10 protein-coding genes are annotated in these 12147 nt (G+C 55.5%); 4 read left to right on the top strand and 6 right to left on the bottom strand.

Annotated elements, in window-relative coordinates; all coding sequences use genetic code 11:
* Nucleotides 1-6: 6 nt before the first annotated feature.
* From nagK to lolC, 4 genes are read right to left on the bottom strand one after another with little or no spacing between them, the layout of a single operon-like run.
* Entirely contained in the window at nt 7-918 is a 912-nt protein-coding gene (gene nagK / locus VF709_RS07270; protein ID WP_038979828.1) for an N-acetylglucosamine kinase, read from the bottom strand.
* Nucleotides 919-971: 53 nt separating this feature from the next.
* Entirely contained in the window at nt 972-2216 is a 1245-nt protein-coding gene (gene lolE / locus VF709_RS07275) for a lipoprotein-releasing ABC transporter permease subunit LolE (RefSeq protein ID WP_013097096.1), read from the bottom strand.
* Entirely contained in the window at nt 2216-2917 is a 702-nt protein-coding gene (lolD, locus tag VF709_RS07280; protein ID WP_440231199.1) for a lipoprotein-releasing ABC transporter ATP-binding protein LolD, read from the bottom strand. The genes lolE and lolD overlap by 1 nt, the downstream gene beginning before the upstream one ends.
* Complete coding sequence (lolC, locus tag VF709_RS07285; RefSeq protein ID WP_013097098.1) at nt 2910-4109, bottom strand: lipoprotein-releasing ABC transporter permease subunit LolC; 1200 nt, start codon at nt 4107-4109, stop codon at nt 2910-2912. The genes lolD and lolC overlap by 8 nt, the downstream gene beginning before the upstream one ends.
* Nucleotides 4110-4365: 256 nt before the next feature.
* Here lolC and VF709_RS07290 point away from each other — a divergent pair, with 256 nt between their 5' ends.
* The 3 genes from VF709_RS07290 to ldtC all read left to right on the top strand — a co-directional run bounded on the left by VF709_RS07290 (nt 4366) and on the right by ldtC (nt 10150).
* Nucleotides 4366-5439: an acyltransferase family protein gene (locus VF709_RS07290; RefSeq protein WP_013097099.1), complete on the top strand. Its 1074-nt coding sequence runs from the start codon at nt 4366-4368 to the stop codon at nt 5437-5439.
* A gap of 149 nt (nt 5440-5588) precedes the next feature.
* The gene (gene mfd / locus VF709_RS07295; RefSeq protein WP_020689586.1) at nt 5589-9035 is read left to right on the top strand and encodes a transcription-repair coupling factor; all 3447 of its coding nucleotides are present in this window, start codon (nt 5589-5591) and stop codon (nt 9033-9035) included.
* Between the two features lie 149 nt (nt 9036-9184).
* A complete protein-coding gene (ldtC, locus tag VF709_RS07300) occupies nt 9185-10150 on the top strand; it encodes a L,D-transpeptidase LdtC (protein ID WP_038419115.1) in 966 nt (321 codons plus the stop codon).
* Nucleotides 10151-10223: 73 nt separating this feature from the next.
* On the opposite strand, the gene bhsA is transcribed toward ldtC, so the two are convergent.
* Nucleotides 10224-10481 (bottom strand): multiple stress resistance protein BhsA, encoded by a 258-nt coding sequence (gene bhsA / locus VF709_RS07305; protein ID WP_013097102.1) that lies wholly within the window; start codon nt 10479-10481, stop codon nt 10224-10226.
* Nucleotides 10482-10725: 244 nt separating this feature from the next.
* Here bhsA and VF709_RS07310 point away from each other — a divergent pair, with 244 nt between their 5' ends.
* Nucleotides 10726-11367, top strand: a complete 642-nt coding sequence (locus VF709_RS07310; RefSeq protein ID WP_013097103.1) for a TetR/AcrR family transcriptional regulator — start codon at nt 10726-10728, stop codon at nt 11365-11367.
* Between the two features lie 54 nt (nt 11368-11421).
* On the opposite strand, the gene VF709_RS07315 is transcribed toward VF709_RS07310, so the two are convergent.
* Nucleotides 11422-11961 (bottom strand): glycine zipper 2TM domain-containing protein, encoded by a 540-nt coding sequence (locus tag VF709_RS07315; RefSeq protein ID WP_013097104.1) that lies wholly within the window; start codon nt 11959-11961, stop codon nt 11422-11424.
* Nucleotides 11962-12147 lie beyond the last annotated feature (186 nt).

Consider the following 12147-nt stretch of genomic DNA (forward strand, 5'->3'; position numbering starts at 1 on the left):
CGTAAACTAGTCGGTGAGATGAAGGAATGCGGCTCCGCGCATGCCTCCTGCGTCCCCGTGTCGCGCACGTTCAATACGCGGCACGCGGGCGACTGGCAATAAATGTCGGGGCAGACGCCCGGACAGGTGTTCCGTTATCGCGGTAAAGTTTGATAACCCGCCCCCAATCACCAGCAGATCCGGATCGACGATGGTGAGGATATTTCCCAGACACACCGCCAGCAGATCGAGATAACGTTCAACGTGCTCTCGCGCCTGCGCATCGCCCTGCTCCCACAGGGTAATGATTTGAGGGGCTTCGAGTTTCTGATGATAGAAGTGTTCGTAAAGCCATGCAAACCCACGACCTGACAGGTAGTTCTCAATACAGCCATGCTGACCACAGCCGCAGCGGGTAAGCGGGAAATCGCGTCCCACGACCTCAAGCGCATCTACCGGTAAACGGATATGACCAAACTCTCCCGTGATATAGCTGCGCCCGGTGATCGGTTTGCCATTAATCACAATTCCCCCGCCAACGCCGGTGCCAAGGATCAACCCCATCACCAGCGGATAGTGACGGAATTCATCATCCCAGGCTTCAGAGAGCGCAAAGCAGTTGGCATCGTTATCTAAACGCACGTCGCGTTCAAGGAGAGCAGAGAGATCGGCGCGCAGCGGTTTGCCGCTGGCAGCAGGTACGTTGGCGGCATACAGCGTGCCGTCGTCGGTTTCAGGCATGCCTGGAATACCGATGCCGACGCTGCCTTTCACGCCAAAGCGTTCATCCGCTTGCGCCACCAGCGCGGCAATGGCGGTTAAAAATTCATCGTAGCTTTCGCGCGGCGTGGGAACGCGGGTTTCCCACTGCAGTTTGAGATCGTTATCAAACGCGCCGAGCGCAATTTTGGTGCCGCCAATATCAAATCCGTAATACATAACGCATTCCTCTTTTAACCTGGCGGCCCGTAAGCCGCTAGATCATGACGTAATTACTGGCCACTTAATACCCTCGCCGGATCAATTCGGCTTGCGCGACGCGCCGGATACCAGCTTGCCAGCAGACTCAGTAAAAGTGCTGTAACCAGCACATAAATAACGTCCAGCCAGTGCAATTCAGACGGCAGGAAGTCAATAAAATAGATATCACCCGACAGGAACTGGTGGCCGATCAGCTTCTCAATTCCGTTGATGATTGGCGTGAGCTGTAACGACACCACGACGCCAATCACCACCCCGCACAGGCTGCCGAACAGCCCCGCCAGCAGACCATACCAGACAAAGATGGCGCGAATAAGACCGTCCTTTGCCCCAAGGGTACGCAGAACCGCGATGTCGCCACTCTTGTCTTTGACCGCCATAACCAGCGTCGAGACGATATTAAAGCACGCTACACCAATCACCAGCACCATCGCCAGATACATGATGGCGCGGATCATCTGGATATCACGATACATATACCCGTAAGTGCCGATCCAGCTTTTGATGTAGACATAGTTATTGGTCACGCTGCCCGCATCACGCACCAGTTTATTGGCATTGAAGACGTCGTTAACCTTAATGGCGATGCCCGTCACGCTGTCGCCCATGTCCAGATACTGACGTGCGTCTTCCAGCGGTACCATTGCAAAGCTGTGATCGAGTTGACCGCTCAGTTGCAGGATCCCGGTGACGTGCAGACGCACGCGCTTAGGCTGCTGCAATTTATGGTCAGCGCTGGCGTTTGGGATCATGATCGACACCCAGTCGCCCTGCTTCACTTTCAGCGCGTCGGCCACACCTTTGCCCATGATGATCTGTTGCTCACCGGCCTTAAAGTTTGCCCACGCGCCGTTCTGCACATACTTCGGCAGCGCGCTCAGACGCGCCTCCTGCGCCGGGTTCACCCCTTTCACCTGGATGGCGCGCAGGTTAACACCGCTTTCCACCAGCCCTGTAAAGTTGATGTAAGGTGCAGCGGCGGCAATGCCCGGCACGTTTTCCACTTTGCTGAGGGCGTCACGCCAGTTGTTCCACGGCTGATTAACCGGTTCAATTTCGCCGTGCGGCACAACGGCCAGAATACGGTTATTCAGCTCACGCTCAAAACCGTTCATGGCGCTTAATCCCACAATCAATACCGCCACGCCGAGCGCAATACCGATTGTGGAGATCACCGAGATAAGAGAGACCATCCCGCCGCGACGACGGCCGCGACTGAAGCGTAGCCCGATGAGTAACGATAACGGTGAGGCCATTACTCCGCTCCCATCAGAGTCAGTTCAGCGTTCAGATGACCATCACGCATCTCAAGCTGGCGCCCCATCCGTTTTGCCAGCTGTAAATCGTGGGTCACCACCAGAAACGCCGTCCCCTGTGAGGCATTCAGCTCACCCAGAAGCTGGAAAATACTGTCAGCATTGCGCGCATCCAGGTTGCCGGTTGGTTCATCCGCCAGCACCAGACGCGGGTTGTTCACCAGCGCACGGGCAATAGCCACACGCTGACGCTCGCCACCGGACAGCTCAGACGGGCGGTGGTCACCGCGATGCCCCAGGCCTACAGCTTTCAGCATGTCGCTGGCACGGGAATTAATTTCTGCCGGTTTCTTTTTACCAATCAGCAAAGGCATCGCCACGTTTTCCAGCGCCGTGAAATCTGGCAGCAGATGGTGGAACTGGTAGATAAAGCCCAGCTCACGGTTACGCAGCTCCGCTTTTGCCGCAGAAGACATTTTGCTCATCGGCTGGCCTGAGAAAATTACGTCGCCACTGGTCGGCGTATCCAGCCCGCCCAGCAGGTGTAATAAGGTACTTTTGCCGGAACCGGAGCTGCCGACAATTGCCATCATCTCGCCTTCGCCCACGCTGAAGCTCACATTGTGCAGCACATCAGTCTGTACAGAGCCTTCCTGATAGCGTTTGGACAGGTTGTCGCATTGCAACAGGATCTTATTCATAACGTAAAGCCTCAGCGGGTTGAGTGGCGGCAGCGCGCCAGGAAGGATAGAGCGTAGAAAGCAGCGCAATGGCCATCGCGGCCAGCGCAATACCGACCACCTGCAGCGGCTCGATAGCAACCGGCAGCGCCGCGCCATCAAGCAGCGCGCCGATGATCGGCATTAAGTTATTCAACTGACTGGCCAGCAGCGCCCCGAGAACGGCCCCGAGTAACGCGCCAATGATCCCGGCGCTGGCCCCCTGCACCATAAAGACGGCCATAATCTGGCGCGGCGTCAGCCCCTGGGTTTGCAGGATGGCAACTTCGCCCTGCTTTTCCATTACCATCAAGCCAAGCGAGGTGATGATGTTAAACGCCGCGACCGCGACGATCAGGCTCAGCAGCAGGCCCATCATATTTTTTTCCATACGCACGGCCTGGAACAGTTCGCCTTTACGCTCGCGCCAGTCCTGCCATTTTGTGCCTTCCGGCAAGGTTTGCTGGCTGAGGGTATCGACCTTCAGCGGTGCGTCGAGCCACAGACGCCAGCCGGTAATGTTGCCCACCGGATAACGCATCAGACGCGAAGCATCCTGGATATTCATGAGCATCTGGTAGCCGTCAACTTCGCTGTTGGCGGCAAACGTGCCAATAACCGTGAACAGACGCTGGCTGGGCAAACGTCCCATCGGCGTAAACTGGCTGGCAGACGGCACCATCACGCGCAGCTGGTCGCCACGGTTCACGCCAAGCTGCCCGGCAAGCTGTTCGCCGAGGATGACGTTGTATTTGCCCGCTTCCAGATCGCTTTGCTTCACGTTGACCAGATACGGCGTGAGCGGATCTTTTTGCGCCGGGTCAATCCCCAGCATGACGCCCACCGCCACGCTGCGGGCGCTTTGCAGGACGACATCACCCGTTGTCACGGGCGCAACGCGCGTGACACCCTGTAACTTCGCCGCACTTTCCGGCAGTTGTTGCGGGTTAACGGAACCGTTGGTTGAAGAGAGAATGGCCTGCGGCATCAGCCCCAGGATGTTGTTTTGCAGCTCGCGCTCAAAGCCGTTCATGACGGAAAGCACCGTCACCAGTGCCATCACGCCAAGCGTAATGCCAATAGTCGAAAGCCAGGAGACAAAGCGACCGAAACGGTCCGCGGCGCGCCCACGCATGTAGCGTAAGCCTATGAAGAGTGCGACAGGTTGATACATGAAGTCCGTCTGTTTGCTGATAGCAGACCCACGAGTATATAAGCGAATCCGTTAAGCGTAAATGACTGAAACCGTAAGCTTTGGTAATCATTTTTCTGAAAAATTCAGATAAATCAGAACGCTACTCTTCGAATTATCGCGCCACACCCTCCACCTTTTCCGAAAAACTTCCTGATACAGACTGTTTCCCGTTACATCCCGGCTGCGTTTACCAACAATTGTTCGTTCGTTTATGGCAATAAGGTAGTTGCGAACAATGAAGCAAAAAGCATTATGGATTAACCAGATAAAGGGGCTGTGTATCTGCCTGGTGGTAATCTATCATTCGGTTATCACATTTTATCCCCATCTGACGGGGCTACAACATCCGTTGTCCGGTCTTCTCGCCAAATGCTGGGTCTATTTTAACCTTTATCTCGCGCCCTTCCGTATGCCGGTATTTTTCTTCATATCCGGTTATCTGATCCGTCGTTATATTGACGAGGTGAACTGGCGCACCAGTTTTGACAAACGGATCTGGAGCATTGTCTGGGTCCTTGCGCTGTGGGGCGTATTGCAATGGCAGGCGCTGAGCCACCTCAATGCCTGGTTGGCACCTGAACGTGAGCTGGCCACCTCCTCGAACGCCGCGTATGCCGATTCACTTTCCGGGTTTGCGTGGGGGATGCTCACTGCCAGCACCAGCCTGTGGTATCTGTACGCCCTGGTGGTCTATTTCACGCTATGTAAACTGCTTAGCCGCTGGAAGCTGCCCGTACTGGGGCTGCTGGCACTGGCCAGCATCACGATCAATTTCCTGCCGCTGCCGTGGTGGGGAATGAACAGCGTGGTACGCAATATGATCTACTACAGCCTTGGCGCGTGGTATGGCGCAGAGCTGATGGCCTGGATGAAGGGGCTGAACCTGCGTCGTACCTGGCTGGCGCTGGCCGCTTTTGCTGCGGTCTCCGTGGTACTGTGGTTTGCTAACGTTCCGCTGCTGCTTTCCCTGCTGTCGATCGTGCTGATCATGAAGCTTTTCTATAGCCTCGAGCAGCGTTATGCCGTTCATCCCAGCAACCTGCTTAACGTTATCGGCTCAAACACCATCGCTATCTACACCACGCACCGCATCCTGATAGAGGCCTTCAGCCTGTTCCTGATCGGTGAGATGAATGCTGCCTACTGGCCGGTCTGGGCCGAGCTTGCCTTGATCCTGGTCTACCCATTTGCCAGCCTGTTGATCTGCACCCTCGCCGGACTTGGCGTACGCAAAATATCGACGGCACTGTTTGGCGATCTGTTCTTCTCTCCCCCTTCCGCGAGCGCACTGTCTCCGGCAACCCGATAATACCGCCCTCGCCCCCCGTCCGGGGGCGAATCTTCCCGCGTTGCAGTTCAGATTTGCTTATGCAAAACGATCGAGGATAATAAAGACATTGCGTATCAGTGATATGCCCCAATACTGTTGGTATATCCCCAAGAGACTCTGACATAGCCATGCCTGAACACTATCGTTATTCCCTGCCTGTTAAAGCGGGCGACCAGCGCCAGCTGGGCGAACTCACTGGCGCTGCGTGCGCCACGCTGGTGGCAGAAATCGCTGAGCGACATCCTGGTCCGGTGGTGCTGGTCGCCCCGGATATGCAAAATGCGCTGCGACTGCATGATGAAATTCGCCAGTTCACCGATAACCTGGTCTTCAGTCTGGCCGACTGGGAAACGCTGCCGTATGACAGCTTCTCCCCGCATCAGGAGATCATCTCCTCGCGCCTGTCGACCCTCTATCAGTTACCGACCATGCAGCGCGGCGTGCTGATCGTTCCGGTCAACACCCTGATGCAGCGCGTCTGTCCTCACAGCTATTTGCACGGCCATGCGCTGGTGATGAAAAAAGGTCAGCGCCTGTCCCGGGACGATCTGCGCGCGCAACTGGACAGCGCCGGATACCGTCATGTCGATCAGGTTATGGAGCACGGGGAATACGCCACGCGCGGTGCGTTGCTCGACCTGTACCCGATGGGCAGCGACCAGCCGTATCGACTGGACTTCTTCGACGATGAGATCGACAGCCTGCGCGTATTCGACGCCGACACGCAGCGCACGCTGGAAGAAGTGGAAGCCATCAATTTATTACCCGCCCATGAATTCCCGACGGACAAAACCGCTATCGAGCTGTTCCGCAGCCAGTGGCGCGACAAGTTCGACGTTAAGCGCGACGCTGAGCATATCTATCAGCAGGTCAGCAAAGGTACGCTTCCTGCCGGGATCGAATACTGGCAGCCGCTGTTCTTTAACGAGCCATTGCCCGCTCTGTTCAGCTACTTCCCGGCGAACACGTTGATTGTCAACACCGGTGATATCGACGCCAGCGCCAGCCGCTTTGAGAGCGAAACCCGCGCGCGCTTTGAAAACCGGGGCGTAGACCCGATGCGTCCGCTGCTGCCACCTGAAGCGCTGTGGCTGCGCACCGACGAGCTCAACGCCGAACTCAAGCGCTGGCCGCGCGTACAGCTGAAAACCGATACGCTTGCCGATAAAGCTGCCAACACCAATCTTGCATTCCAGAAGCTGCCAGATTTAGCCGTTCAGGCACAGCAGAAATCCCCGCTGGAGAGTCTGCGCAAGTTCCTCGATGCCTTTACCGGCCCGGTTGTCTTCTCCGTTGAGAGTGAAGGCCGCCGTGAAGCGCTGGGCGAACTGCTGGGGCGGATTAAAGTTGCTCCGAAACGCATTTTGCGCCTGAGCGAAGCCACGGGGACGGGGCGTTATCTGATGATCGGTGCCGCCGAGCACGGGTTTATCGATACCCTCAACAACGTGGCATTAATCTGTGAAAGCGACCTGCTGGGTGAACGTGTTGCGCGTCGCCGTCAGGACAGCCGTCGCACCATTAACCCGGATACGCTGATCCGCAACCTGGCGGAACTCCATCCGGGCCAGCCGATTGTGCACCTTGAACATGGCGTGGGTCGTTATCAGGGGATGACGACGCTGGAAGCCGGTGGCATCAAAGGCGAATACCTGATGCTGACCTACGCCAACGACGCCAAACTCTACGTGCCGGTCTCATCCCTGCATCTGATCAGCCGCTACGCCGGGGGTGCAGAAGAGAATGCACCATTGCATAAACTGGGCGGTGACGCCTGGGCACGCGCCCGGCAGAAAGCGGCGGAAAAAGTGCGTGATGTGGCGGCCGAGCTGCTGGATATCTATGCCCAGCGTGCGGCCAAAGAGGGCTTTGCCTTTAAGCATGATAAAGAGCAGTACCAGCTGTTCTGCGACAGCTTCCCGTTTGAAACCACGCCGGACCAGGCTCAGGCCATCAATGCCGTGTTAAGCGACATGTGTCAGCCGCTGGCAATGGACAGGCTGGTCTGTGGCGATGTCGGCTTCGGGAAAACCGAAGTAGCCATGCGCGCGGCGTTCCTCGCCGTCGAGAATAACAAGCAGGTGGCGGTACTGGTGCCCACCACCCTGCTCGCTCAGCAGCACTTCGATAACTTCCGCGACCGCTTTGCCAACTGGCCGGTACGCATCGAGATGCTGTCACGTTTTCGCAGTACCAAAGAGCAAACGCAAATCCTGGAGCAGGCCAGCGAGGGTAAGATCGATATTCTGATCGGCACCCACAAACTGCTGCAGAGCGATGTGAAGTGGAAAGATCTGGGGCTGCTGATTGTTGATGAAGAGCACCGTTTCGGGGTACGCCATAAAGAGCGTATTAAAGCGATGCGTGCCGACGTCGATATCCTGACCCTGACCGCGACGCCGATCCCGCGAACCCTGAACATGGCGATGAGCGGCATGCGCGATCTGTCAATTATCGCCACGCCGCCGGCGCGTCGTCTGGCCGTGAAAACCTTTGTGCGCGAATACGACAATCTGGTGGTGCGTGAGGCCATTCTGCGTGAGGTGCTGCGCGGCGGTCAGGTCTATTACCTCTACAACGACGTGGAAAATATCCAGAAAGCGGCAGACCGCCTGGCAGAGCTGGTGCCGGAAGCGCGTATTGCCATCGGTCACGGGCAAATGCGCGAACGCGAGCTGGAACGGGTGATGAACGACTTCCACCACCAGCGCTTTAACGTGCTGGTGTGTACGACCATCATTGAGACCGGGATCGATATCCCGACGGCCAACACCATCATTATTGAACGCGCGGATCATTTCGGTCTGGCGCAGCTTCATCAGCTGCGTGGCCGCGTCGGGCGTTCGCACCATCAGGCCTATGCATGGCTGCTGACGCCGCATCCAAAAGCGATGACCACCGATGCGCAAAAACGTCTGGAAGCGATCGCCTCGCTGGAAGATCTGGGCGCTGGCTTTGCACTGGCGACGCACGACCTGGAGATCCGCGGTGCGGGTGAGCTGTTGGGTGAAGATCAAAGTGGCTCGATGGAAACCATCGGTTTCTCGCTCTACATGGAGTTGCTGGAAAACGCGGTCGATGCTCTCAAGGCCGGACGCGAACCGTCGCTGGAAGATCTCACCAGCCAGCAAACCGAAGTTGAGTTACGCATGCCATCTCTGCTACCGGACGATTTCATTCCGGATGTGAACACCCGCCTGTCGTTCTACAAACGTATCGCCAGTGCGAAAAATGAGAACGAGCTGGAAGAGATCAAAGTCGAGCTTATTGACCGCTTTGGCCTGCTCCCGGATGCCGCACGCAACTTGCTGGATATCGCGCGGCTGCGTCAGCAGGCGCAGAAGCTGGGCATTCGTAAGCTTGAGGGCAATGAGAAAGGCGGCGTGATTGAGTTTGCCGAGAAAAACCACGTTAACCCTACGTGGCTCATCGGTTTACTGCAAAAGCAGCCGCAGCATTTCCGCCTGGATGGGCCAACGCGTCTGAAATTTACGCAGGAGCTGACGGAGCGTAAAACCCGTATGGACTGGGTACGCAACTTTATGCGCCAGCTGGAAGAGAACGCGATCGCATAATCTGCTCTGCCCCCGGTTGCGCCATGCTACCGGGGGTAACAATTTACAAACTCTTTTCACTTCACCCGATCTTCCCGACAGACCCCTTCGCCATAATTATCACTAACCGTTATAAAACAATCACCCTGTCATTTATATGGATTATAGTGATGATGACCTCTTCGCGTTTCACTCGCTGGATAACCGTGTTAGCGCTGGCCGCAACGGTCGCGGTTGCATTTCCCGCTCGCGCAAACACCTGGCCACTCCCGCCTGCAGGCAGTAAGGTGGTTGGGGAAAACCGTTTTCATGTGGTTGAAAACAATGGTGGATCGCTTGAGGCGATTGCCAAAAAATATAACGTCGGCTTTCTGGCCTTACTGCAGGCCAACCCCGGCGTTGACCCTTATGTCCCGCGCGCTGGCAGTGTGTTAACCATCCCGCTGCAGACGATTTTGCCGGATGCGCCGCGTGAGGGGATCGTGATAAACCTTGCCGAACTGCGTCTTTACTATTACCCGCCCGGTAAAAATGAGGTGACCGTATACCCTATTGGTATTGGCCAGTTGGGCGGTGACACGCTGACCCCGACGATGGTCACCACCGTATCAGACAAGCGTGCAAACCCAACCTGGACGCCAACGGCCAATATTCGTGCCCGCTATAAAGCGCAGGGGATCGATCTGCCCGCCGTTGTACCGGCCGGCCCGGATAACCCAATGGGCCACCATGCCATCCGCCTCGCGGCCTATGGCGGCGTGTACCTGTTACATGGAACGAACGCGGACTTTGGTATTGGCATGCGCGTCAGCTCCGGCTGTATTCGTCTGCGCGATGACGATATCAAAACGCTCTTCAACCTGGTCACACCGGGCACCAAAGTGAACATCATTAATACCCCGATCAAGGTCTCTGAGGAGCCAGGCGGCGTGCGACTGGTTGAAATTCACCAGCCTTTATCGAAAAACATTGATGACGATCCGCAGACGCTGCCAATCAACCTGAATGCGGCGATGGTGAGTTTTAAAACCGATGCAAGGACGGATGGCATTGTGATGGAGCGGGCAATGGAAGCACGTTCGGGCATGCCGACTGACGTCACACGACATCATGGTGTCGCCCAGCAGTCGATGTAAACCCAAACGCAAAAACGCCCTGCACATGCAGGGCGTTTTTTTAGCAGTGGCATAAATGAGGGTTTAGCCAGGCTTATTTGTAAATAACAGCGGTACCGTGCAGGGTGTTAGGACCGGTTACAGAGGTAATGCGGAACGATTTCGCACCCATCTCATCCGCTTTTTGCGCCAGCTGGTCTTCCAGTGAACCCAGGTTAGTCCCGGCGCTGGCAGAGATGGTCCCTACTTTATGCTGGTCAGCAGGCGTTGACTGGACTTCCACAGCAGCAAAGCTTGCGAAAGAGAGTGAGCTAAGAACAGCAGCGGCGATGAGGGTTTTTACGTTTTTCATGATTTTTACCTTTGGCAGATGAATTTTGAGGTCGTTAGCCATTTAGTTAACGATCGATAGGTAAATGATAGATGTGATCCAGCTCACACGTCAACATATTTTTATAACGACCATTAAATTAATTTTAATTCCGTTGTTTTTCATACCCATATGATTAATTTATTTTTCAGAAAACAGCACTGGTGGTGAAATGCGTTTATTTTTATAATGGTTATTCAACAAACCAACAGAGGACCAACGGCAAATGACAACCGATGTCACGAGTTGTGCGAAGAAAAGCCGTGGCCGACCAAAAGTGTTCGACAGGGATGCAGCGCTTGATAAGGCCATGACTCTCTTCTGGCAACATGGGTATGAAGCGACTTCGCTTTCCGATCTGGTAGAAGCCACCGGAGCCAAAGCGCCGACGCTGTATGCGGAATTCACGAATAAAGAGGGGTTGTTCAGGGCGGTACTGGACCGATACATCTCTCGCTTCGCATCGCGATACGAAGCACAGCTATTTTGTGAAGAGAAAACGGTTGAGCAGGCACTGCATGACTATTTCACCGCCATCGCCACCTGCTTCACCAGCAAAGAGACGCCCGCGGGCTGTTTTATGATTAACACCTCCGCGACGCTTGCGGCCTCCTCAAAAGAGATCGCCAACACGGTGAAATCGCGTCATGCCATGCAGGAGGAGACGCTCAGCACCTTCCTGGCCCAGCGCCAGCAGCGTGGTGAAATTCCGGCGCATTGCCGCCCTCAGGAATTAGCACAATACCTGAGCTGTATTTTACAGGGGATGTCGATTAGCGCCCGAGAAGGGGCGACGCTGGAAAAACTGCAGCATATCACCGAGACCACCCTGCGACTGTGGCCCGAACTGCTTAAAATACAGGGCTAAAAAAAAGCTCCTCAGCCTGAGCGCTTGAGGAGCTAAGTTCAGAGAACATCTTTTTTACGCTTTGTTATTCAGTACCAGCTGGCCATTTCCATCCAGCGGAATTTGTGTGCCAGGGTCTCTGTCCATACGGATTTTGCCCTGCTGGTCACCAATTTTGTACGTCACGTCATAACCCAGCATTTTTTCCGACTTGTCATAGACGGTTTTGCAGCGCTGCTGTGTCGTGGTGTACGTATCATTATCCTGCATTGCGCCCTGCACCTGGTTACCGGCATAGCCGCCACCCAGCGCACCGACCACGGTCGCCACATCTTTACCACGGCCGCCACCAAACTGGTGACCAATAACCCCGCCAGCTACCGCGCCCAGCACAGAGCCGGCAATACGGTTTTCATCCTGAACCGGACGACGATGGGTGACAGAGACGTTACGGCACTCCTGACGAGGCGTTTTAACTGTTTCTTTAATGGGGGTTGCAGAAACCACCTGCGCATACTGTGGGCCGCGATTCAGTACGTTGAGACTGGCAACGGCAGCCACACCTAACGCAGCAGCGACGCCAATCCCTATACCCGCCAACATTGATTTATTCACGGGACTTCCTCCTTTGTTGCTATTGGTAACAATTTTGCAATGCAGGCTACGCTTCGCCAATAAGACAAAGGCTCAAAAAAATAGCTTTCAGGAGAGTGACAGGGCGTTTAGGAGAACTCTTAAGCACTCAATCTGTGATGAGCAGCATGATATGCTAAAAAATCCCTCCGGAGGGCCCGGAGGGAG

Source organism: Enterobacter sp. Lyrl_3 (genome assembly GCF_051948675.1).
In the GTDB taxonomy this organism is placed as follows: domain Bacteria; phylum Pseudomonadota; class Gammaproteobacteria; order Enterobacterales; family Enterobacteriaceae; genus Enterobacter; species Enterobacter cloacae.